Origin of the sequence: Legionella sp. PATHC032 (assembly GCF_026191185.1) — a bacterium.
Taxonomy (GTDB): domain Bacteria; phylum Pseudomonadota; class Gammaproteobacteria; order Legionellales; family Legionellaceae; genus Legionella.
On the sequence record NZ_JAPHOV010000001.1, the window covers coordinates 238,548 to 260,261 of the forward strand.

Below are 21,714 nucleotides of genomic sequence, written 5' to 3' on the forward strand. Positions count from 1 at the left end.
CTAAAATAAATCTACTGAACCCATCTAGCTTGAGGTGACCAATGCTTGTAGAGTTACTATCACGGATTCAATTTGGTTTTAGCATTGGCTTTCATATCTTATTTCCCACTTTAAACCTTGGACTGGCGGTTTTCCTTGTCATCATGGAAGCCATGTGGTTAAAAACAAAAAATCCCGCTTATCTCGAAATATGCAAGTTTTGGACTAAGATTTTTGCTTTGACCTTTGGCATGGGGGTTGTCTCTGGCATTGTTTTGGCTTATCAAATTGGTACCAATTTTGGACCATTCATCACTCAATTTGGAAACGTCCTGGGAGCCTTGTTTGCTTATGAAACGTTGACTGCTTTTTTCCTGGAAGCTGGTTTTTTAGGAGTAATGCTCTTTGGTTGGAAAAGAGTTCCTCCGGCACTTCATTTTATCGCTACTCTTTTGGTTACCATAGGAACGACCATATCCGCTTTTTGGATCATGTCGGCTAATTCATGGATGCAGGCTCCCAGTGGCTATGAACTCATTGATGGGAAGTATGTTGTCGATAGCTGGTGGTCCGTTGTTTTTAATCCTACCTTCATTCCCAGATTTATTCATATGCTGCTAGCTTCTTATGTGACCACTTGTTTTGTCATCATGGCGGTATCCGGATTTTATTTATTAAGGAATAAATTTCCTGTAATTGCTAAAAAAAGTTTATCCTTTAGTTTATGGGCCTCTTTGATTTTGGTGCCTTTGCAAATAGGAGTGGGTGATGTTGTAGGAATTAATGTGCATCATTACCAACCATTAAAAACAGCTGCTATGGAAGGCATATGGCAGACTCAAAAAGGGGCTCCACTTCTTTTATTCGCTATCCCATCACAAGATCAACAAAAAAATTTCTATGAAATTGGAATACCAAAACTGGCAAGCTTGATCAATACACATGAGTGGAATGGCGAAATGATAGGTTTAAGCAGCGTTGGAAATGAAGAGCAGCCGCGTATGGCGCCTATATTTTTTTCTTTTCGCATTATGGTGGGTATAGGACTCATCATGTTGTGTACCGCAATCACTGGCGTTTGCTTGCGTTTAAAAGGCACTCTTTTTGACAGTACCTGGTTTCATCGATGGTGTATTATCATGGCGCCCCTCGGTTTTATTGCCAGTATCGCTGGATGGCTGACTGCCGAACTTGGGCGGCAACCCTGGGTGGTCAATGGCCTTTTGAAGACAAGAGATGCTGTTTCCTCAATAGGTGCTGAAGAAGTTCTCATTTCTTTTATTTTGCTGGTTGTGGCCTATGGTATTGTTTTTGGTTTTTATCTTTATTATCTATTCAAACTAATATCCCATGGACCTGGGTCACTGGAAGAAGACGAAGTCGAACATCATGCTTTCCAATACATGACCGATTTCCCCAAGGAGGAAAAATAATGTTACCGTTTATTTTCGCCACACTTCTTGGGTTTATCATTTTGATGTATGTCATTTTAGATGGTTTTGATTTGGGAATTGGTATTTTATTTCCTTTCACGTCAAATGAGAACGAACGCGATAAAATGATGAATTCTATTGCACCAGTTTGGGATGGCAATGAAACCTGGCTGGTTTTTGGAGGAGCCATGCTTTATGGTGCATTTCCGCAGGTTTACGGCTTGCTTTTGCCTATCCTGTACATGCCCATCATGCTTATGCTGATTGCTTTGATATTTCGTGGCGTGAGTTTTGAATTTCGCTTTAAGGCTAAAAAATCAAAAACTTTATGGAATTGGTCATTTTCAATTAGTTCAGTTGCGGCCACTTTTTTTCAAGGGGTTATTCTTGGCGCTTTTGTGCAGGGGTTTTCTATCAATGAATCCTCTATGACCATCAATGATCCGGATTGGCTTACCCCCTTTAGCCTTTGCACTGGTATTGCTTTGGTATGTGGCTATGCACTTTTGGGGGCTACCTGGATGATTATCAAAAGTACTGGAAGACTGCAACGTAAAATGGTTCATTATGCCAGAGGATTATTAGTATTGGTCAGCTTTTTCCTGCTTTTTGTTAGTATTTGGACACCTTTGCATAGTGAGGAAGTTTTTCATCGTTGGTATAGTTTTCCGAATGTGTTATTGCTTAGTCCCTTGCCCTTAATAGCCTTGATTGCTATTTACCTGGTATGGCAAAACTTAAATTCCGGGAGTGAATACAAACCTTTTATTTATAGTATCGTCATATTCTTATGTTCGTATATAGGAATTGCAATCAGTGTATACCCCTATTTAATTCCCCATCAAGTGACTCTATGGCAAGCTGCAGCACCAGATTCGACACTTGTATTTATCTTGATAGGTGTAGCTATTATGCTTCCAATACTTCTTGCCTATACCCTTTACGCCTATCATCTTTTTCGGGGCAAATCAGCGGAAAATTATCACTAGTTCATTTTCGGATATTGATTGATTTTAAGCCATTTGGGAAAAAACATGGGAGTCATTTTTTGATATTCAATATAAAGGTTACCTCTGGACTCAATCGAACCTTGTTCAGTCATGGGCGCTGTAATTCTTGTCATGATTAAATAGAGAACCAATGGGGAAATGATGGCTATCCATCCATAAGGAGCGGAAAGAGCAAATAAGGTAAAAGAGCACCAAACCAGCCATTCATAAAAATAATTTGGATGCCTGCAATAACGCCATAGTTTTTGATTACAGACTTTTCCTGGATTATTTTTTTTAAAATGTTGTAATTGAGAATCAGCAGCAGTTTCTAAAATTATAGCCGTCAAAAATATAATCAATGCAAGAAGATCCAGTAGACTGAGAGTTGTTTGAGCTCCAGAAGAAGAAAAATACCAGGGGATGGAAATAAGGCAAATCAATACGCCTTGTAACTGAAAATTTAAAAAAAATCCCAAAGGTTTAGCAAGTTTCCAATCATTACTCAGCGCAAGATAACGTTTATCAACTTTTTGAAGGCGTATTCGTGTCCACCATAAATATCCCCCAAGTCTAATTCCCCACGTAAGCAGTGCCAGGCAAAGAACTACAGAGCGTAATGAAAGCTCTTGGTTATTTAAATAGACAAGGCCAGCCAGTGTTAAGCCTGAAGCCCAGCCTACATCAACGACTGAAGGGTTGTTGGTGTAACGGTACCATAGCCAAATCAGGCACATGTGTAAAAAGATGATGGCGATCACAAGTAAAATTATCATCTTATTGATCTCCTATACTGGTAATTAAATAGGTATAAACTCAAAGGCAAGAATAATGACCAGGTTAACCCCAGAGTAAGGTAAAACACCATTTCACTGCCGATCAGAATTGCTGCTTCAAATTGAACGCCTAGCCAATACGCAAAGATAATGGATGGAAACATGACTAGCCCCCATAGAAAATAGTGGGTTAACCAGGAACTATATAAAAGAACGAGATTAAATCCAAAACTTAGCCACAGAGCAATCATCCAAAGCGGAGGAAAATAAGAGCCAAAGAAATTCGCTTTAAAATAGATCATACCGCTATAAAGCCAGATGGCATCAGTGATTGCACCTAATATGGCTAATCCAATCGAAAAATACAGTGCATCGCGCCAGGACAGTTGATTAAGTATCTGTACAATGATCTGCACAGTCATGATTAATACAGTAATGATTAATCCCGATAAAGGGTAGCCATAAGAGGCAAAGTAGACACAAAACACCCAGCACAGATAGTACGAGAGATAATGAACCAGGTGCAAAGGATTAATGGTCATTGCTATCACTCAGACGACCTGCAAGAGCAATACATCCTTGACCGGCATGTAAACCAATGGCAAGTGATACAGATTCAATGTACTCGGGTGGTTTATTGAATTCTCGGGTTGCCATGTCAGCGAGATGCAAAGCCTGGTTTTTCTCATCCGCATGGACAATGCAGTAATCCTCTAAAATGAGTTGAGACTCGTTTCTCTTTTGCTGCAGGAAGGTAATTAATTTATTGTATGCTCTTGAGGCTGAAAAACATTTGCCAACTACAATACCTTGGCCTTTTGCATCAATGGAGACGACAGGTTTTATATTAATCCATTGAGCAATGCGCCCGGATATTTTATTAACCCGACCAGAGCGAATCATCGATTCGAATTGATTGACCATGACAAAGATATAGGTGTTTTTTATGGCTTTTCTGAGCAAGTTGATTATGGTTTCAATGTCCTTTCCTGAGGCGATTAGCCGTCCTGCATAAAGCAAAAGTAATCCATGCGCCCCAGAATTTGTTTTGGTATCCAATACGATGATATTTGTATATTCTTTGGTTGCGGTCAGGAATGAATTGTAAATGCCACTCATTTGGCTGGATATCGATAGTACAAGAACATGATCATAGTGTGATGCGATTTTTGCCAGCTTTTCCTCTAAAAGCATCGGATTCAGACAAGAGGTTTTCGGGTGAGTTTTAAACGAGTTCAATTGCTTATAAAAATAATTGGCTTCAAAACAATATTTATCCAATAGATGATGTTCATCAACATGAATGTTTAAAGGAATTTGATAAATCTGATATTCATCAATCAAACTCTGGGGCAAATCGGCACTTGAGTCTGTGACCAATGCTATCTTATATTTTTTCCCAAACTGTAGTTCATACTGTCGTAGTATGTCATCTACTTTAGGATATTGAATAGTGTAATCCTGGTATAAACCGGTGAAGACTTCGCGAGGAGTGTTGGTATGAACATGAAATCTGGTGATGCGTTCATTCCCCGTAACTGAAGCACAATCTCCTTGTTCTTTTAAAAAATTTAATAATTTATTTTTATCAATTGATAGAGATTTGAGAACCGCTTCAGTGCAGTAGCGATATTCTGTTGTAGCACATGACAGAGGAAGGCGCTCTATGGTTGATAAAGGCAAGTCGATATTCACTGTATCTGCAGTACGTGATTGCTGTAGAAATTGTGTAAATCCTTCAATGAAATAATAAAATCCTAGTGCGCCAGCATCAACAACATTGGCTTTTTGCAAAATATTTAATAACTGTTTGGTTTGTTCAACTTCACGGGAAAGTAAAGGCAACAAATCCACCATAGTTTGAGCAAACAAGGAACTGGATTGGTTTATCTCACAAAGAGAGGCCCATTTTTGAATGAGGGTTATCATGGTTCCCGGTACTGGATTGGTTACGACCCTTACAATCTCTTGACCAACTTGAACCATGATTTTGGAAAAATCATTAAAATGCAGTTCTTCTTTGGGTGGTAAATGCTTGGCTAATAAGTTAAAAAACTGAGAAAAAATAATTCCGGAGTTTCCGCGTGCACCGATAATGCTCGCGTCAGCAATAGACTCTAGAGTGCCTCTTAAGTCAGCTTTTACTGATGAAAAATAGATGATTGCCATGCATGTGGAAGATAAATTATCCCCTGTGTCTCCATCGGCTACCGGAAAGACATTGATTTTATTAAGTGCTTGTTTATGGCGAATGAGCTTATGACAGCCTGTTATTATTGCGGTATGAATGGTTGTACCAGTTAATTTATCCCAAGGCATCATATGTCCGTATAATGAATATTGAAGTTTCCGAGCTAATCCATCATAGTAGGTATTTTTACCCTAATGCAAGAAGAATTATATGGCTCGCTACCTGGTAATTGCTGCAAACAGCGCTATTGGACAATCAGTGACAACTCTTTTAAAAAATCAAGGTGATACCGTTTTTACCACAGCACGAAGCAATCATAAAATAAGCCCTGATTTTCAATTGGACGCCACTGATTTTGATGCTGTTTTAGATGTTTTTCACCAAGTAGACTCTCTTGATGGCGTAGTGAACTGTGCAGGCTCACTCCTGCTTAAGAATGCCCACAGTACCAGTCTTGATGAATTTCAAGCTGTGATCAATGCCTCACTCACTACTTCATTTGCTACCGTTCGTGCAGCTGGCTTGGTGATGAATCAGGGAGGTTCTGTTGTATTGATATCATCATCATCAGCTTTGGTTGGTCTAGCCAATCATGAAGCCATTGCGGCAGCCAAAGCGGGGATCATTGGTTTGGCTCGGTCTGCTGCAGCCACTTATGCCACAAATAATTTACGAGTGAATGTCGTGGCTCCTGGAATGGTCGAGAGCCCTCTTACTTCATCATTATTAAGCAATCAATTCGTTTTGAATGCATCAAAGGCAATGCACGCTTTAGGGCGTATTGGTGCCCCAGAAGATATTGCCCACGCAATTTTGTTTTTACTTAATCCGGATAATAGCTGGATCACTGGGCAAGTGCTTGCTGTTGATGGGGGATTGAGCCGAGTTCGGCCCAAGATGAAAATGTAATTAAACCATAGTATCTAATTCTTATGACTAAGCTCTGTTTTATATTAGGTGATCAACTCAATGAAACAATCGCCTCACTTGCAGCAATCAATAAACAGGAGGATATTGTGTTTTTATGTGAGGTGGCGGAAGAAACGGGCTATGTCTCGCATCATCCGAAAAAAATCGCTTTCTTATTTTCAGCAATGCGCCATTTTGCGCAACAACTGAAAAACAAAGGTTATCGAGTCCGCTATACAGCATTCGATGATCCCCATAATCAAGGCAGTTTTGCCAAGGAGTTGCTTCGTGCCATTGAAGAGGAACAGGCATCAGCAATTTGTCTTACTGAACCTGGAGAGTGGCGTGTTCTGAAAATGTTCCATGATTTAAAAAACCAATTGGTTATCCCTCTCACCATACATGAAGACAATCGGTTTTTATGCAAAATCAATGAATTCAGAAATTGGGCTAAGGGAAAAAAACAATTACGTATGGAATTTTTTTACCGGATGATGCGCCAAAAATATCGCCTTCTGGTCGATAGTAATGGGAAACCGATTGGTGGCTCATGGAATTATGATACGCAAAATCGCAAAAATGCCAATCGCATTCGTTCATTCCCCAGGCGTTTAGAGCATGCAACGGATGGGATTACTGATGAGGTTTTGGGTTTGGTTTCAAGGCATTTTGCCAAGCATTTTGGTCAGTGCTATCCTTTTAATTTAGCGGTGACTCGTGAGCAAGCATTAGGTGAAGCCAATTATTTTATGGAGCATTGTCTTTATAATTTTGGTGAATATCAGGATGCCATGCTTAAAAACGAAATCAGCTTATACCATTCAAAACTGTCGTTTTATCTCAATGCCGGTCTCTTACTCCCCTTGGAGTTGTGTCACATGGCAGAGCAAGCCTATCACTCAAAGTATATCCCTCTTAATTCCGTAGAAGGATTCGTACGCCAAATTTTAGGGTGGCGAGAATACGTCAGGGGCATCTATTGGCTTTATATGCCGGATTACAGTGAGATGAACTATTTCAATGCCACCAGGCCTTTGCCTTCCTTTTTTTGGGGAAAAGAAACGGGAATGTTTTGTATCAAGGAAGTGGTACGCCATACCTCGATTGAAGCCTATTCTCACCATATTCAGCGATTAATGATAACAGGCAATTTTGCTTTGCTGGCAGGTTTGGATCCCAAACAAGTCTGTGAGTGGTATCTTGCTGTATATGCCGATGCCTACGAATGGGTGGAGTTGCCCAACACCTTGGGTATGGCTCTTTATGCAGATGGGGGGCTGATGGCCAGTAAACCGTATGCTGCCAGTGGTAAATACATCCAACGTATGAGTAACTTTTGCCAATCCTGCTATTATAATCCCAATGATCTTTTGGGTGAAAAAGCTTGTCCATTCAATGCGCTCTATTGGAATTTTCTTCAGAAAAATGAGGAAAAGCTGAGAGGGAATCCCCGTCTTCACTATGCCTATATGAATTGGCAAAAAATGGATCCTGATAAACAAAAAGAGATTATCCATAAAGCACAACAACTATTGGCCGACTTGGATTCCTCCACTCTCTGATGTGTTATTTGATATAACCTGCCACATAGATAGTCGCTATCGAACTCCAGGAACACAGTACTATACCCCATAGCCAATCAATGAATGCCATACCGATGGGAAAATCCTTAAAAATAGCAAGGCAGGTAAAATCATAAATTCCATAAATAATAGCGCCAAGAAGCGCACCATATAATGCAGCATAAGGTAAGGATGTTTTAGCCAGTGGTATAACAAAGACAACAACACTCAAGGCAAAAAGCAGATAGACTAATAGAGCGGACCACCAGATTGGCTTTAATTGCCCTTCTGAAAGACGCAGCCACTGCTGGTATTGGTCAAAATAGAGATTTCTGGCGATGAATCCAAGCCATATCATATCTGTCACAATAAAGATAAAAAAGGCAATCGCAAAAACCTTAAGCGTCCATCCATTCATTTTATTCCCTTAATTATGATTTTTATCCTTCTGGTTTTGTATTTTACATTCAATTGGATTCAGGTAATAGAGCTTCATTAATAGAGCTTCATTTCTAAAACCTATCATTTAACCAAAAGTTAATTTTATGGCTAATCGAGGTAAATGCTTCTTACTATAAAAGGGTATCGGTCATTACGATATTTGAATATGGTGTTTGATATTTATGCAACCATTCTCTTAATTAGCTCCATCTTGAGAGCAGCTATTTGGCGTCCGAGAGCATGTTTTGGGACTATTATTTCGCTTTGTGCGTTGCTCTCAATATTTACTTAATTTTCTCTTAATGATGATTTTTTATAATATCAAGTCATTTTTATTCAAGTTTGTAAATATATGAGGTTCCTTATGAAATTGCTTCGGTTTCATGAATTAAAATCATTGCAAAGCATGGACGAGAAAGCATTAGATTTGTTGATAAAGGTTTTAGGCAACAAAGGCATTAGAAAACTAATAAAATCTGCCGATGGCAAGCCTATATCACGTGAAATAATGATTCATGAGTTTGGAATAGATTGTCAAATTCTATTTATTACCACCGAGGCATCTCTTAAGCCAATCATCGTTCCCACTGAAAACAAGATTTCAGGAGGTGGTAAATCTTATTGCGAGCAATATAAAGTTTATGCTTTGGATGATGGAAAAACTTATTTCCTAAAATCCGTGAAGATCGATGCTGGAAGCTTGACAGAATTTACTAATGAGAAAGACACCTTAAAAAAACTGGGTCGCTTGGAAGGTACTTTTTTTAATGAACAAACCCAAGTCCATTATATTCTGACTACTTTTATAAAAGGAATTGATTTATCTCGATATAAAAACTCACTTCCTCTTGGTATTAATCTAAAACATTTTTGGGAAGTGCTCGGTATCATGACTTCTGTATGTCATCAAGTGAAACAATTCCATGAGTTAGGCTTAATTCACCGCGATCTTAAGCCCGGAAATATTATGCTGGATGTGGATATGCAGTGTCATTTAGTTGATTTCGGCAGTAGTTCTTCTGATGAAGAGCCTAAACCGTCATCATGGGGAACCGCATGCTATTTAGCCCCAGAACTTGAAGCAAATGAGGATTTCATTGCGTTCTCTCAGGCTAGCGATCTTTTTGCTTTGGCCTATTCCCTCAATGAACTTTTTAATCCATTTAGGCAGGTTAAATTTGCTAAAGTGGATATAGGAATTAAAAACAAGCATCTTGTGCTTTTATACTCTGAAATTGAAGCATGCATTACTGGGCTCATGTCAAATGAAATACCACTACGAGCACTTTATTTTTCCCGCATCCTGCAATTACAGAGAGTCCCAGAGAATTTCAAATCGAGACCAGAAGCATATACCTACATGATTATGCTGCTTACTCAATGGAAAAGCTGTTATGAAATACCAGAAATGCACAAGGAGTTAGATGAAATCATTGCAGAAATAAAAGTAGCTTATGAAAACCATGAACAGGATGTAGTCAAGATTACAAGATTGCTTGAGCAGTTATCTAAAGCGGACTGGGTGCTTAATTCTCATAAAGCCTTACTGTCTGTTCTGATCAAGTCTTTTGCTGAGATCAAGCAACCCGATGCAGGGTATGATGATATTTTGCCACGTCGCTTTGAATCAGATTTCGTGAGTCACCTTATTAAGACCCCAACGGCTAAAATGATGTCCGCAATTAAACAAGTTTCAGACGCCATTGTAAAAATTTTGGAACAATATGAACACTCCCCTACCGAATCTTTTGAGTATGAGGTTTTGCAAGATTTTCTCGAACAAATGGTTCAATCCGATATTCTTTTTGGTGCTCCTAAAGAGAAAATTCAGATTTCCGATGTTATAAACATTCTTAAGGCAAACAGACCGGAAGATTTCGTACAAATTCAGCATATTTCTTTTAAATTTGCCCAAGTTGCTTTACGCGATCTTGCTTTGCATGACCTGCCAAAAAACGATCTAACCAGATCTTTTTTGGAGATATTGCGAAAATATCAAGCAAAATACATGCCTGAAGAAACATCACTTTTCGATCTCTATCATCACATGGCAGCTCTTAGAGATAACAACGCATCGAAAGTAAAAAAAGGGGAGGGATACCGCTTTAGAGCATTCATTTGTGATGAGCTTTTTTATGGAGATGAAATTTTTAGTACCGGGGATAATCGTGGCCGCGAAGGCAAGCCTAACCAAAGATTACAAACTAATCAAGTTGGTTTAATGAAGTTCGAACATTCAGCCCACACCAAAGGACTACTGACGTTAAATGGTCAATCCTGGTATGCTGATTGTAAGACCCAGCTTCCAAACTACGATTCAATTCATTATCTCTCAGCCCTGAAAACGGACTGCCCTTATATTACGGGGCCTTCCGGTATGACTTCATTATTTATGAATATGATGTTTCTTCTGCTTAACCCTAAGGATCAAGAGGTGATTCTCTCTTACAGCCTTGGGGTAATGGCTTATGTAGTTGGTGCTGGCTACCATAGCATTAAGGAAATACTTATTCCAATGGTCAAGTGCGTCGGTATTATGCCTGATTATCCGCAACACAATGGAATAGAGTATCTTACTGCTCCGCCTTTATATAACCACTACTTTAAGGCAATAGAGGAATTTGATAAAGAGTTTGCTGGGCTTCATGAAAAAATTTGGCAAGAGCACCTTGCTTATTTTCGTATGACCTATATGCCTGTTTGTATGCGAAATGATTGTCTACCTCATCAATTTGTCTCAATGGAAGAGGTAAGCCTGGAAGTAAAAGAAATGATTGATATTGTATCTACGGCAGTAAAAAATTGCATAGGAGAGCATAAAGTTAAGCGTACTGGCGATATGGGTTTGTTCCTTTCAATACCAAGTGAGCAAACGAAGGCTCTTGATATTTTAAGCAAGGTTTGCCAGCAACAGGTAAGTTTAACTGCAATTTTTAGGCAGATTCAGGCGTATTTTAAAGGAACTTTTGAGACAGAAGAAGGAATAATAATAAATAGAGAAATGCAACTTAAATTTATTGCTTATTTCTTTGATGTATTGAAGGAAAGCCCAACACTGCTTTCACAATTCAATTTGACCTTAAGGATAGAAAATACGATTGGTGTGCATCAGTGCGAACTGCGAAGCTCTAAGCGAAAAGAGCTCTTCTTGGAGATTAAGAAGACGTCCATCGCAGCAAATGAAGAGCGGATGGTTGCAAATCATGAACCCAGGAAAGAAAACCGCAACGTCATCATTTTGCCATATTAACCTCAAGGAAGGCGCTCTATGTTAAGTAAAGAAAAAATTAACCTTTCTCTAAAAAATACAAAACGCCAAGGCAGCGATAACCTTGTTGCCATGGCTGATCCGACATCATTAAAAAACACGGGTGACTACCGATGTTTTAATTCAAAACCAGAAGCTTACACTTATTTTATTTTTTTATTAAATCAATGGCAGACTAATTACATGGGCGACAAAAGACAAGCGATAGCTAAAGCCATTGATTCAATAAAAATGGCTTATGAAAATCATGAGCAAGATACTTTGGTCGTTTACAAAACGTTACATGCCTTGAGTCACTTGCTTGAGCAGGAGCATGCCAATGAGCTAAATGCGTTATGCTTGGTGCCTATCAAAGACAGTCAATCTAATGCAAACAATATTCTGCCCCGGAGATTTGAATCAGATCTGGCTTGCCGCTTGATAGAATCGCCAACAAAAGGCATGATGCAAGCAATTGATCTGGTATCTCAAGCTATAATCAATTTAATCGAAGAGTATAGCAAATTAGACTCGAAATCTTCCGAACGAGCTGCGCTGAATTTTTTTCTGCAAGAGTTAGAGGGTTCTGATATAGAGTTTGGGGCTTTTAAAAAAAGGCCATCTCTGGAAGAGGTTATTGCTATTTTAAAGGAAAATAATCCGAAGAATTTTATTCAAATTCAATTCATATCCTTTATGTTTGCTCGCAGTGTAATCGGACCATTTCCATTACGAAATTTGCCACCATTTAAGCCAACTGGCCTTTTTGCCCAAGTTCTGGATAAATATTTACAGGCTCACCCCGATTTGAAAGAAGAAGAGGAAGGCTTTTCCTATCAGCTTATGGCAGCTAAAAATGAGGCAGAAGAATTTAGAACTTTCATCACTAAAAAATTATTTTACCAGGATGAACTTTATACCCAAGGAGAAAACAGAGGGCGTCAAGGGCCTCGTAAAACCTACTTAAAAACCAACCAGTTAGGATTGATGAAGCTGGATCATTCAGCGCATAGCGTGGGGTTAACCGTTATTCCTGAACAAATTTGGTGTGCGGATGCTCAAGCACAAGAAGCCAATCAGAATTCGATATATTACAAGACTGCACTTACAAATGATTGTCCTTATGTCACTGGCCCTTCTGGCATGACTTCTATCTATATGAACATGATGCTGCTGCTTTTAAATCCTCAAAATATCGAATTAATACAAGCTTACAGCCTTGGAATTATAGCATATATCGTCGGTGCCGGTTTTCACAGTGTCAACGAAATTCTTATTCCTCTGGTGAAATGCATTAATCTCCTGCCTAATTATCCAAGCTACGAGGGACTTGAATATTTAACTCATCCTCCTCTTTATCATGAATACTTTAAGCAAATTGCACAATTTGATTCTGATTTTATTCAGTTAAGAGATCAAGTATGGGCATACTATCTAAATTATTTTAAATCGTGCTATATGCCCTTATGTATGAGGGATTTCTGCGAGGCTGAACAGCTTGCAAATTGTCCTAACCCCGCTCCTGAAGTAAAAATATTATGCGGTATTGTGCTTAAATCAATTGAGGACTGCATTAATTTTCATAATCTTAATAAGCATCTGGACAGCAGGTTTTTAGGTACGTCTACGGCGGATATCGATGCTCTTAATCAATTGAAGGCGGTTTGCGCGAGTCAATCTTCAATTAGCGGTATTATGCGATTATTGCAAAAATATTTTTCAGGGGAAAATATTGCTCGGCCAACAGCGATGCATAAATTTGAAACTCGTTCTTATATCCGTTTTTTCCTTGATGTTTTAAAAGATAACCCGCAAATCATATCTCATATCAATGAGAAAATGAAATTGGATCCTCCATTAATAATCAGTACAAAGGCTGAAATTTTTTCAGATGATTTTCGAATAGAGTGCTTTAATGTGCATCGAATTCTAAAAAGAGAACACCAAGTGAGTGAAGATTGTAACAGAACTAGCCAGTTTTTAAAGTTGTAAAGGAAAAAGGGAAATAGTTTAAATATCCCTTAAATTTCATTATAATGAAAATTATATATCCAGGTAGAGTAATTTGTGATATGAAAAATGCAGCAATTATCAAAAATCGAATTTTCTTAAACCTAGATAAACCTATTAAGCGCTTTCTGGCGAGTGATAAAGCAGATACTCCCATGACAGCCGAATTTTATGCCGAAAAAGATTACGAACAGCTCTTTTTAGATTTTTTATCTCAAGCTAGTGGTAGTTATGATGAGCAAATCAGCATGCTAATTGCTGAATTGGATTCAGGAGCAGATCGTGTTGCGCAAAAATTAATGTCAGCCTTGTACTCACCATGGCAAAAGAACCTCTTTCCCAAGGCAATCAAGACTATTGCGAACAAATCTGAGGAATATCCCTTGATGAGTGATTTGCTAATTAAATTTTGCCAGCAACATGTCGGCTCTGTAGATACTGTTGATGATTTTGGCGAGACAGCCCTAGCCAAAATCTTAAAAAAAGATCAGCAAAGGAAGTCCCCTCTTTTATTTTTAGTCAAACACGGCGCAAAACATTGTCAACTCACTTCCGCGTTACAAGATTCCCTTATTCTTAATAATCCGGATATTTACAATGTCGCGGTAGATAACACTATGGATTGGATTTCCAACTGCCCTCAACCCTAATTCTTCAGAGGGCAATACACTGCTGGCCCCAGTATGATTGCTTATCTCGCAAAGTAAGATTTAGGACGATTTTGCTATAGACAAGTTTGTCTTTGGCTTAAGGGAAAACTTGGGAACAGTTAATTGAGAAGCCATATCATGCCATTGAGATAGGCTGCAAAAAGAAGCCAAACGAGATAGGGGAGTAACAATATAGCGATGCTTTTTTTCTTATTTGTTAGGCTAAAAATCAGAAGCCCAGTGAGGCTCGTCATCACAAGAATCCATAAAAAGCTAAGCCCAGTCCAATGCAGTACAAAAAAAAGTGGGGTCCATGCCCAATTCATCAGCATTTGTAATGAATATAAATAAAATACGGATCGCATCTCAGACTCATTTCGAGAGCGCCATAAAACCCAACCAGTTATTGCAAGAAGAGCATATAAAATTGACCATACTATTGAAAATACTGGTCCAGGGGGAGTTAAATTGGATTTATTGAGCCCTAAATACCAAGAGGGAATATTCGCTTGCGTCAGCATTCCTAAAAAAAATCCAATTGCTTCAAAGGTAATTATCCAAGCGATCAGTTCCATCCAACTTTTTTTGTTCAATAGGATCTCCTCAAATTTTAGTTAATCTCTTGTAAATCCATTCCCTTTTTTAATTGCTGATAATAACTCAATGCTTTCGCTCTCGCTTCCTGGTGATCAATGATGGGTTTGGGATATTTTTTTCTTAAAATAATGGAATTGGTGTCAGCATCTGCCCAGGGTTGATGAATTAACTGACTACTTAAGTGGGCAAGTTCAGGGACCCATTGACGTATGTAAACGCCATCTGGGTCAAATTTTTGGCTTTGTAATACAGGATTGAAAATACGGAAATAAGGCGCTGCATCTGCACCACATCCGGCTACCCATTGCCAGCTCGCGCTGTTATTCGCTAGATCCGCATCGACTAGGGTGTCTAAAAACCACTGTGCGCCTGAACGCCAATCAATCAGTAAATCTTTGGTAAGAAATGATGCGACAATCATGCGAACGCGGTTGTGCATGTATCCGGTGGCCCATAATTCTCTCATTCCAGCATCAATGATAGGATACCCGGTTATTCCCTTTTGCCAACGGGTTAATAATTGCGCATCATTTTGCCAGGGGAATGCATCAAATTCCTTTCTGAAATTCTCACAATCCAGCTTGGGGAAGTGATAGAGCAGATAGACCGAAAATTCTCTCCACCCCAGCTCTGATAAAAAATGCTCTACGGACGCCAGATCACAGGTATGTTCCAGTTTAGCCAACTCCAGCGCTCTTAAAATAGCCCAGGGGCTTATTTCACCAAAGTGCAAATGAGGAGACAAACGTGAGGTCGCATTTTTTGCTGGAAAATCGCGATTCCTTTTATATCCGTTAAGGTGATGAACAATAAACTCATCCAATTTTCTTTGTGCGCCCTCTTCTCCAGGAGTCCAAAATTCGGAAAATCGTGCTGCCCAATTTATGTTTGGCAATAACTTCCATTCTTGAATGTCATCGTTTGCAATTTCGACTCCCCTGGGGCGTTTAATAAGCATAACGGGTGAGGGGATATCAAGAATTTGTCGACATTGTTTCCAGTAAGGAGTAAAAACCTTAAAAAAATCCCCATTTTTATTTTTAATTGTCCATGGTTCATGAAGCAAACTCCCATTGAAACTCTGAACCTTAACTCCTTTGTCAACTAAAGCCGCCTTAATTATTTTATCGCGCGCAATGATTTGTGGGTCGTAGCAGCGATTCCAATAGACTGATTTCACACCATACTGGGTGACTAATTCTAGAATAATGTCTAGGGGATTTCCTTTGCGAAGAACAAGGCTTAAACCCTGTTGGTTTAACAATTTGCCTAAAGCAATTAGGCTATGGTGGAGCCACCAGGCTTGGGCTTGTCCTAAAACACTGCATTTCTCATCATAAACATAAAGAGGGATTACAATCTCATGATGAGAACATGCTTCGATAAAGGCGGGATTATCAGTCAACCTTAAATCTTGACGAAACCACACAAGAGCAACAGTCATACTTTTCTTCTATTAATAAAAAAACATAAAATAACATGTTTATGGATTTTTCTTAACTAAAGCAAGTTCCCTTGCATTTCCTTCCGAAAGTGCTTCTAGGCAAATTTAGACGAGTATTTTTCTTTGTTAATTATTTATATCAAAAGATAACTGACCAAAGGGAGAAGAAATATATTGAAGAGACCCACTAAGATCATAGCCAAACTGGCAATTGCGCCTTCTGTATTTCCTATTTTATGAGCCTGAGCGGTTCCTGCCGCATGGGCTCCAACCCCTAAAAGTGCGCCTCTGGCAAGAGCCGAATGAAAAGGCAGGCGTGACAGCATGAACTCGCCGAGAATAGCTCCCAATATTCCTGTAACAACAACAAAAATCGCAGTCAAATCAGGTGTCGCACCAATTCCGCGTGAGATTTCTATCGCAAACGGTGTGCTGATAGAGCGAGGGAGCAGACTTAAACGTAAATTATCATCAAGACCAAGAAGGATTGCCAATCCCCAACTGGATACTATGGCAGTGAAACTTCCTACAATCACGCCAATTAAAAGTACTGGCCAATGCTGGCGAATGAGGGCACGTTTTTCATAAATGGGAATGGCAAAGGCTACAGTTGCAGGACCAATTAACAATACTAGCCATTTTGTTCCGCGGAAATAGTCCTGGTAGTTTACATGCAGTAAAAGAATTATGCTGGCAACCAGTATTGGTGTTAAAGCAAGTGGCATTAACCACCAAAAGGGCCACCTTCTATATAGTTTCTGGGTAATAAAATACATGCCTATTGTGATGAGCGACCAGAAAAATGTCTGTATTATGGATTCAGAGAGAATGCTGTTTGGCATGATGCGTTCTCCAACGATAGCAATAATCAACAACAAGAGCAGTGACTAGCATCACCATGATTGTACTGAGCAGAATAATGAAGAGAATTTTAAGACCTAAAAGGCCGATAAATTCTTGATGTTCTAGTATTGCAAGTACACCTGGGATAAAAAAAAGTAACATATTGGCAAGGAGTAATTCAGCCCCCCGTCTTATACGATTTAATTTTAAGCAATTCGTTGCTAAAAGCAGTAAAACAATTCCCAATCCAAGGATTCCTCCGGACAAAGGAAGCTTGACCAGTTTGAGCAGTAGCTCGCTAGCCAACCAAAATAAGCCGACCAAGATTATTTGAAAAAATGAATTTTGCTGAATTTTTTTTGCCATATATGTAGTCATGATGAGTATTATTTTTTCAATTAAGTTTACACTTTTAATTAAGATGAATAAAATGAATTTATAGACTAATAACCTTTCCAATATGGAATAATTATGGAATTTAAACTGCTTCAGACTTTTATAGAGGTTGTACGGCAGGGTAGTTTTTCCAAAGCGGCTGAAAATCTCTTTGCGACCCAGTCTACCGTGAGTAAAGCCATAAAACAGCTTGAAGAGGAGTTAGGTATCACGCTGATTGAGCGGCTTAAAAAGCGTAATGTACCAACCACAGCGGGCGAAATTGTTTATCAACGAGGAACCAAACTGCTGGCTGATCGAGATGATCTTCTTAAAGAATTAGATGAAATCCGAGGTTTGAAACAAGGTCGACTACGTTTGGGTATTTCTCCCGTGGGTAGCAGTACTTTATTTGCTCCTCTTTTTGTTCTATACAGACAACGTTATCCAGGCATTGAAGTAGAGCTTGTTGAACATGGCAGCGATAAGCTGGCAGAGTGTTTGCGTGCAGGAGAGATAGATTTTGCTGGAACCTTATTACCCATTTCCGAAGAATTTGATTGCCAATTAGTACGCTCTGAACCATTGGTTGCGCTCCTGGCCTCTGAACATCCATTAGCAACCAAACATTGCATTTCTCTACCAGAACTTAAGGAAATACCTTTCATCCTTTTTGGCAGTGGCTTCGCGTTACATCGGATTATATTGGATGCGTGCCGTCACGCTGGTTTCGAACCCAAGGTAGTGGCTCAAAGTAGTCAGATTGATTTTATGTTGGAGCTTGTTGCAGCAGGTCTTGGGGTTACTTTTTTGCCACGGATGATTGCCACTCAAAGGCATACTCCACAAATACGCTCTCTTCTACTTAATGGAAGTGAGTTCCAATGGAATATTGCCATGACCTGGCGTAGAAACTCTTATCTCTCTGAGGCGGCGAAAGCTTGGTTGGCTTTGGTCCGCGAAGTGCATGTTGATAATTAGTTTTAGATTAGGAACTGCAAGAGCTCTATTTTCTTATTGATCATAAGGCAGATATATTGAAAATCATTGGTGGTGTAGCCATACTTGATATCTTAACAATATAAATTAGCAAAACCGTAATGAACAACCAGCAAAAAATTAAATGCCCCATATGTGACAAAAAAAATACCTGGCGTCCTGATAACCAGTTCAGACCTTTTTGTTCTGAACGATGCAAGCTAATCGATTTAGGCGAATGGGCTAGCGAAAGCCGAAAAATTCCTGGAAGCTCTATTGATCCTGAGTCTATGGTGACAACCGATAATAAGCAGGATAATTTGGATGAGCAGTAGGCAACAGAATACAAAGCTCAGATTTTCAAATTTCGAACAATATCCAGCAATTATCGACTGTCGTCGCTTGGTTTTTCACTCTCCGCTGCTGATGAAATTTGAAGGAGCGTGTCTTTACTTTTTGCGTAACGGTTCCAGTGAGTATCCACAAGGGTAACATGACCTACCTTGCGATCTGGTCGGGGTGTTTTTCCATAAGTGTGATAATGAACTCCCGGAATGGATAAACAGGGTTCCAATGGCAGCAGATTACCAATGCAATTTAATAAAAAACAAGAGCCTGGCACTTCAGTACTTCCCAAGGGCAAATCAAAAAGAGAGCGCAGATGATTTTCAAATTGGCTGGTATGCGCTCCCTCGATAGTCCAGTGGCCAGAATTATGAACGCGTGGTGCTATCTCATTAGCTATCAATTGATTGCCTCGATAAAAAAACTCAATGGTAAGCACACCGACATAATTCAGGGCTTCTAAAATTTTGATAGCATGACCTTGTGCTTCCTGTTGTAAAGTATCGTGATGAACAGGGGCTTCTGAGAAATGTAAAATGCCCTTTCTGTGGTGATTTTTAATCAATGGGTAGAAGCTTGTTTCACCACTCTTATTGCGAACAGCAATTAGCGAAAATTCACTTTCAAAGGAAATTAACTCTTCAAGAATGAGAGGCTGACTGCCTAACATGTTCCAGCTTTTTGATATATCTGATTGGGCTCGTAAAACATACTGTCCTTTGCCATCATAGCCAAACCTTCTTGTTTTTAACACGGCAGGCATTCCTATGTCCGTAATAGCCTGCATCAACTCACCTTCAGATTCAACTGGTAAAAATTCTGGAGTAGGAATATTCAGAGACCTGAAAAAATTTTTTTCATATAATCTGTCTTGAGTAATTTTCAAAGCTTGGGTTGATGGATAAAAAGGCTTTATTTGGGCAATGAATTCGGCACAAGAAAATGGTATATTTTCGGTTTCTATTGTGACGCAATCCACTTCTGACAAAAATTGTTTTAAAGCCAATTCATCATTAAAATCAGAGACTATCAGCTTGGTGAGTTGACCAGCACAAGCATCAGGGCTGGGATCCAGGCAGACAGCCTTAATCCCTAAAGGATATGCTGCTAATGCCAACATTCTTGCAAGTTGGCCGCCACCTAGAATACCAAGCTTCATGATTTTTCCTCTTTAGGGTTTGGATTATTGAGCACTTTTTGTGTTTGTTGTTCTCGATAGCGTTTTAAGGCAGCTCGAATATCGGGGTATTTATTAGCAAGAATTGCAGCAGCAAACAGCGCGGAGTTGATAGCCCCTGCTTTGCCTATCGATAAAGTGCCTACAGGTATACCTGCTGGCATTTGTACAATAGATAACAAGGAATCGATTCCATTCAAAGTCTGTGACATGACGGGAACACCTAAAACAGGCAATGATGTTTTGGCGGCTACCATGCCAGGGAGATGAGCCGCTCCTCCTGCACCAGCAATAATCACTTCCAAACCTCTTGCCTCAGCCTGTTCCGCATACTGGAAAAGTTTGTCGGGTGTTCTATGAGCAGAGACAATTTCCGTCTCATAACCAATTTCTAAAATATCCAGTGTTTGAGCCGCATGCATCAATGTTTGCCAATCACTTTGAGAACCCATAATAAGACCTATTAACATGGGTTTCATAGCCTGCCTCCCTTGTTGAAAGTTTATAACATACCATGGAATTGATTCTCGCAAACAGTTAAGGATTACAATAAGGACAATACCTTTGGTCAGCAAATTCTAGTCCATCGTCTCGCGCTTGATAAGTCTTAAATTCACATTTTAGACAATTTAAAACTTTTTTGTGGTAAAGTTCTGTTGGTGTTCCACAAGAAATGCAAGCTAAATGACCTTCTGCCGAGATTTTTCCAAACCCCGGAGTATGGCATTGAGGGCAATGTTGCTGAATGCGACGAACCAGTTTTACAGCAAGTTTATTAATTGTATTCATCCGAAGTGGATTCATCATGGCTCGCATATCGGTTTCAAGGCGGATAGTCGTACTGCATGTAAACGCTTTTTTAATGGCTGTTTTAAGTTGCCTAAGCTCACATATTCCTTTTTGAATATAATTTTCTTCACTATTTAAGGCCCGAACAATAATACCGTGACTTGGAAATTTTGCTTTGTTGAGAAATGCTTCATAGTCATCTTGGGTACTAATATCAATATGACTATAATTTGTTTCTGTAGATAATTCGTGCTCTGCAATAATTAAATCATTCTCCAAATCAACAAAGGCCATCAATTCAGTATCCGCAGGACAAAAATAAAGCTGGGGATGTGGTCCAAAACTCCCTTCACTGGATATAACATAACGGTACCCAAATTGTTGGGCTGCGGCTTTGGCTTTTTGAATTAATGTATCATAGGCTGAGGCTTTTCTTGGTATTTCTCCGGTGAAGGTGCCGAACTGATCAGTATCATAATCGGCAGGAACATGGATACGGCAACCTAATTTCTCCTCAAAAGGCGGCTGAATCGCTTTTTCTTTTTTATGTTTTGAGGCCAATAAAACATGCTGATTTTGATAGCGCATAAAGTGTTACCTCCAAACCTTAATACTAAGAAAAATAATCGACTCTAGCAACAGAAACATCAGAAACAAACATGACGCCAGAGTTTTTTTGGAATAGAGTTTTCATACCAAGTGCAATATTAGCAATGGCTTCCTCAGGCGCTACGGCAATAAACATGACGAATGAAGCTTTGTCGTTAAACAATATTTTACCTTCATGAAACCCATGATGTCCTTTTCCAGAGACATTTCTCAATAAAGTAAAACCTGAAATATTTGCCTTCTCCATCATGGTAGCGACCATATTTTCATTTTCGCCCGAAACGATTACTTCGATCTTTTTCATCGGATGTAAGGTGATATTCATGTCTTTTTTCTCGGACACTTGAATTATATTCATTAGGGAGCTCCT

At 39.3% G+C, this 21,714-nt stretch carries 21 protein-coding genes; 9 read left to right on the forward strand and 12 right to left on the reverse strand.

What is annotated here, in order from left to right:
* Positions 1-41 precede the first annotated feature (41 nt).
* Together OQJ02_RS01045 and cydB are read left to right on the forward strand one after the other, a co-directional pair.
* The gene (locus tag OQJ02_RS01045; RefSeq protein WP_265717497.1) at positions 42-1,412 is read left to right on the forward strand and encodes a cytochrome ubiquinol oxidase subunit I; all 1,371 of its coding nucleotides are present in this window, start codon (positions 42-44) and stop codon (positions 1,410-1,412) included.
* Positions 1,412-2,401: a cytochrome d ubiquinol oxidase subunit II gene (gene cydB / locus OQJ02_RS01050; protein ID WP_265717498.1), complete on the forward strand. Its 990-nt coding sequence runs from the start codon at positions 1,412-1,414 to the stop codon at positions 2,399-2,401. The genes OQJ02_RS01045 and cydB overlap by 1 nt, the downstream gene beginning before the upstream one ends.
* Here the strand turns inward: cydB and OQJ02_RS01055 are convergent.
* Genes OQJ02_RS01055 through OQJ02_RS01065 form a run of 3 tightly spaced genes read right to left on the reverse strand, consistent with a single transcriptional unit; the run spans position 2,398 to position 5,496 of the window.
* The gene (locus tag OQJ02_RS01055; protein ID WP_265717499.1) at positions 2,398-3,177 is read right to left on the reverse strand and encodes a DUF1295 domain-containing protein; all 780 of its coding nucleotides are present in this window, start codon (positions 3,175-3,177) and stop codon (positions 2,398-2,400) included. The genes cydB and OQJ02_RS01055 overlap by 4 nt on opposite strands.
* The gene (locus tag OQJ02_RS01060; RefSeq protein WP_265717500.1) at positions 3,174-3,719 is read right to left on the reverse strand and encodes a DUF2878 domain-containing protein; all 546 of its coding nucleotides are present in this window, start codon (positions 3,717-3,719) and stop codon (positions 3,174-3,176) included. Before OQJ02_RS01060 ends, OQJ02_RS01055 begins: the two co-directional genes overlap by 4 nt.
* Positions 3,709-5,496: a DegV family protein gene (locus tag OQJ02_RS01065; RefSeq protein ID WP_265717501.1), complete on the reverse strand. Its 1,788-nt coding sequence runs from the start codon at positions 5,494-5,496 to the stop codon at positions 3,709-3,711. The genes OQJ02_RS01060 and OQJ02_RS01065 overlap by 11 nt, the downstream gene beginning before the upstream one ends.
* Before the next feature lie 82 nt (positions 5,497-5,578).
* On the opposite strand from OQJ02_RS01065, the gene OQJ02_RS01070 reads away from it, so the two are divergent.
* Together OQJ02_RS01070 and OQJ02_RS01075 are read left to right on the forward strand one after the other, a co-directional pair.
* Entirely contained in the window at positions 5,579-6,277 is a 699-nt protein-coding gene (locus OQJ02_RS01070) for an SDR family NAD(P)-dependent oxidoreductase (protein WP_265717502.1), read from the forward strand.
* 23 nt (positions 6,278-6,300) lie between these two features.
* Positions 6,301-7,839, forward strand: a complete 1,539-nt coding sequence (locus OQJ02_RS01075) for a cryptochrome/photolyase family protein (protein WP_265717503.1) — start codon at positions 6,301-6,303, stop codon at positions 7,837-7,839.
* 4 nt (positions 7,840-7,843) lie between these two features.
* Here OQJ02_RS01075 and OQJ02_RS01080 read toward each other — a convergent pair whose 3' ends face one another.
* Positions 7,844-8,257: a DUF2177 family protein gene (locus OQJ02_RS01080; protein WP_265717504.1), complete on the reverse strand. Its 414-nt coding sequence runs from the start codon at positions 8,255-8,257 to the stop codon at positions 7,844-7,846.
* Between the two features lie 387 nt (positions 8,258-8,644).
* On the opposite strand from OQJ02_RS01080, the gene legK4 reads away from it, so the two are divergent.
* From legK4 to ravG, 3 genes are read left to right on the forward strand one after another with little or no spacing between them, the layout of a single operon-like run.
* Positions 8,645-11,530 carry a Dot/Icm T4SS effector kinase LegK4 gene (gene legK4 / locus OQJ02_RS01085; RefSeq protein WP_265717505.1) on the forward strand — a complete coding sequence of 962 codons (2,886 nt, stop codon included), beginning with the start codon at positions 8,645-8,647 and terminating at the stop codon, positions 11,528-11,530.
* An 18-nt stretch (positions 11,531-11,548) separates the two neighbouring features.
* Positions 11,549-13,519 carry a hypothetical protein gene (locus OQJ02_RS01090; RefSeq protein WP_265717506.1) on the forward strand — a complete coding sequence of 657 codons (1,971 nt, stop codon included), beginning with the start codon at positions 11,549-11,551 and terminating at the stop codon, positions 13,517-13,519.
* Positions 13,520-13,563: 44 nt separating this feature from the next.
* Entirely contained in the window at positions 13,564-14,187 is a 624-nt protein-coding gene (gene ravG / locus OQJ02_RS01095) for a Dot/Icm T4SS effector RavG (RefSeq protein WP_265717507.1), read from the forward strand.
* Between the two features lie 119 nt (positions 14,188-14,306).
* Here ravG and OQJ02_RS01100 read toward each other — a convergent pair whose 3' ends face one another.
* The 4 genes from OQJ02_RS01100 to OQJ02_RS01115 all read right to left on the reverse strand — a co-directional run bounded on the left by OQJ02_RS01100 (position 14,307) and on the right by OQJ02_RS01115 (position 17,437).
* Positions 14,307-14,780: a TspO/MBR family protein gene (locus tag OQJ02_RS01100; protein ID WP_265717508.1), complete on the reverse strand. Its 474-nt coding sequence runs from the start codon at positions 14,778-14,780 to the stop codon at positions 14,307-14,309.
* A 17-nt stretch (positions 14,781-14,797) separates the two neighbouring features.
* Positions 14,798-16,228: a cryptochrome/photolyase family protein gene (locus tag OQJ02_RS01105; protein WP_265717509.1), complete on the reverse strand. Its 1,431-nt coding sequence runs from the start codon at positions 16,226-16,228 to the stop codon at positions 14,798-14,800.
* 134 nt (positions 16,229-16,362) lie between these two features.
* Complete coding sequence (locus OQJ02_RS01110) at positions 16,363-17,070, reverse strand: LrgB family protein (protein WP_265717510.1); 708 nt, start codon at positions 17,068-17,070, stop codon at positions 16,363-16,365.
* Positions 17,048-17,437: a CidA/LrgA family protein gene (locus tag OQJ02_RS01115; protein ID WP_265717511.1), complete on the reverse strand. Its 390-nt coding sequence runs from the start codon at positions 17,435-17,437 to the stop codon at positions 17,048-17,050. Before OQJ02_RS01115 ends, OQJ02_RS01110 begins: the two co-directional genes overlap by 23 nt.
* A gap of 105 nt (positions 17,438-17,542) precedes the next feature.
* Here OQJ02_RS01115 and OQJ02_RS01120 point away from each other — a divergent pair, with 105 nt between their 5' ends.
* Complete coding sequence (locus tag OQJ02_RS01120; RefSeq protein ID WP_265717512.1) at positions 17,543-18,427, forward strand: LysR family transcriptional regulator; 885 nt, start codon at positions 17,543-17,545, stop codon at positions 18,425-18,427.
* 119 nt (positions 18,428-18,546) lie between these two features.
* The gene (yacG, locus tag OQJ02_RS01125) at positions 18,547-18,759 is read left to right on the forward strand and encodes a DNA gyrase inhibitor YacG (RefSeq protein WP_265717513.1); all 213 of its coding nucleotides are present in this window, start codon (positions 18,547-18,549) and stop codon (positions 18,757-18,759) included.
* 50 nt (positions 18,760-18,809) lie between these two features.
* Here yacG and OQJ02_RS01130 read toward each other — a convergent pair whose 3' ends face one another.
* The 4 genes from OQJ02_RS01130 to OQJ02_RS01145 are packed head-to-tail and all read right to left on the reverse strand — an operon-like array spanning position 18,810 to position 21,702.
* A complete protein-coding gene (locus tag OQJ02_RS01130; RefSeq protein ID WP_265717514.1) occupies positions 18,810-19,928 on the reverse strand; it encodes a 5-(carboxyamino)imidazole ribonucleotide synthase in 1,119 nt (372 codons plus the stop codon).
* Entirely contained in the window at positions 19,925-20,425 is a 501-nt protein-coding gene (purE, locus tag OQJ02_RS01135) for a 5-(carboxyamino)imidazole ribonucleotide mutase (RefSeq protein ID WP_265717515.1), read from the reverse strand. The genes OQJ02_RS01130 and purE overlap by 4 nt, the downstream gene beginning before the upstream one ends.
* A 58-nt stretch (positions 20,426-20,483) precedes the next feature.
* A complete protein-coding gene (locus tag OQJ02_RS01140; protein ID WP_265717516.1) occupies positions 20,484-21,323 on the reverse strand; it encodes a DUF6671 family protein in 840 nt (279 codons plus the stop codon).
* 25 nt (positions 21,324-21,348) lie between these two features.
* A complete protein-coding gene (locus OQJ02_RS01145; RefSeq protein WP_027227945.1) occupies positions 21,349-21,702 on the reverse strand; it encodes a DUF190 domain-containing protein in 354 nt (117 codons plus the stop codon).
* Positions 21,703-21,714 lie beyond the last annotated feature (12 nt).

Coding starts and splice junctions, on each gene's coding strand:
- OQJ02_RS01080 (WP_265717504.1), bottom strand. CDS start 8,257: ATGAATGGATGGACGCTTAAGGTTTTTGCGATTGCCTTTTTTATCTTT.
- cydB (WP_265717498.1), top strand. CDS start 1,412: ATGTTACCGTTTATTTTCGCCACACTTCTTGGGTTTATCATTTTGATG.
- OQJ02_RS01060 (WP_265717500.1), bottom strand. CDS start 3,719: ATGACCATTAATCCTTTGCACCTGGTTCATTATCTCTCGTACTATCTG.
- purE (WP_265717515.1), bottom strand. CDS start 20,425: ATGAAACCCATGTTAATAGGTCTTATTATGGGTTCTCAAAGTGATTGG.
- OQJ02_RS01120 (WP_265717512.1), top strand. CDS start 17,543: ATGGAATTTAAACTGCTTCAGACTTTTATAGAGGTTGTACGGCAGGGT.
- OQJ02_RS01075 (WP_265717503.1), top strand. CDS start 6,301: ATGACTAAGCTCTGTTTTATATTAGGTGATCAACTCAATGAAACAATC.
- OQJ02_RS01140 (WP_265717516.1), bottom strand. CDS start 21,323: ATGCGCTATCAAAATCAGCATGTTTTATTGGCCTCAAAACATAAAAAA.
- OQJ02_RS01055 (WP_265717499.1), bottom strand. CDS start 3,177: ATGATAATTTTACTTGTGATCGCCATCATCTTTTTACACATGTGCCTG.
- OQJ02_RS01105 (WP_265717509.1), bottom strand. CDS start 16,228: ATGACTGTTGCTCTTGTGTGGTTTCGTCAAGATTTAAGGTTGACTGAT.
- OQJ02_RS01145 (WP_027227945.1), bottom strand. CDS start 21,702: ATGAATATAATTCAAGTGTCCGAGAAAAAAGACATGAATATCACCTTA.
- OQJ02_RS01045 (WP_265717497.1), top strand. CDS start 42: ATGCTTGTAGAGTTACTATCACGGATTCAATTTGGTTTTAGCATTGGC.
- OQJ02_RS01070 (WP_265717502.1), top strand. CDS start 5,579: ATGGCTCGCTACCTGGTAATTGCTGCAAACAGCGCTATTGGACAATCA.
- ravG (WP_265717507.1), top strand. CDS start 13,564: ATGAAAATTATATATCCAGGTAGAGTAATTTGTGATATGAAAAATGCA.
- OQJ02_RS01115 (WP_265717511.1), bottom strand. CDS start 17,437: ATGGCAAAAAAAATTCAGCAAAATTCATTTTTTCAAATAATCTTGGTC.
- legK4 (WP_265717505.1), top strand. CDS start 8,645: ATGAAATTGCTTCGGTTTCATGAATTAAAATCATTGCAAAGCATGGAC.
- OQJ02_RS01065 (WP_265717501.1), bottom strand. CDS start 5,496: ATGCCTTGGGATAAATTAACTGGTACAACCATTCATACCGCAATAATA.
- OQJ02_RS01110 (WP_265717510.1), bottom strand. CDS start 17,070: ATGCCAAACAGCATTCTCTCTGAATCCATAATACAGACATTTTTCTGG.
- OQJ02_RS01090 (WP_265717506.1), top strand. CDS start 11,549: ATGTTAAGTAAAGAAAAAATTAACCTTTCTCTAAAAAATACAAAACGC.
- yacG (WP_265717513.1), top strand. CDS start 18,547: ATGAACAACCAGCAAAAAATTAAATGCCCCATATGTGACAAAAAAAAT.
- OQJ02_RS01130 (WP_265717514.1), bottom strand. CDS start 19,928: ATGAAGCTTGGTATTCTAGGTGGCGGCCAACTTGCAAGAATGTTGGCA.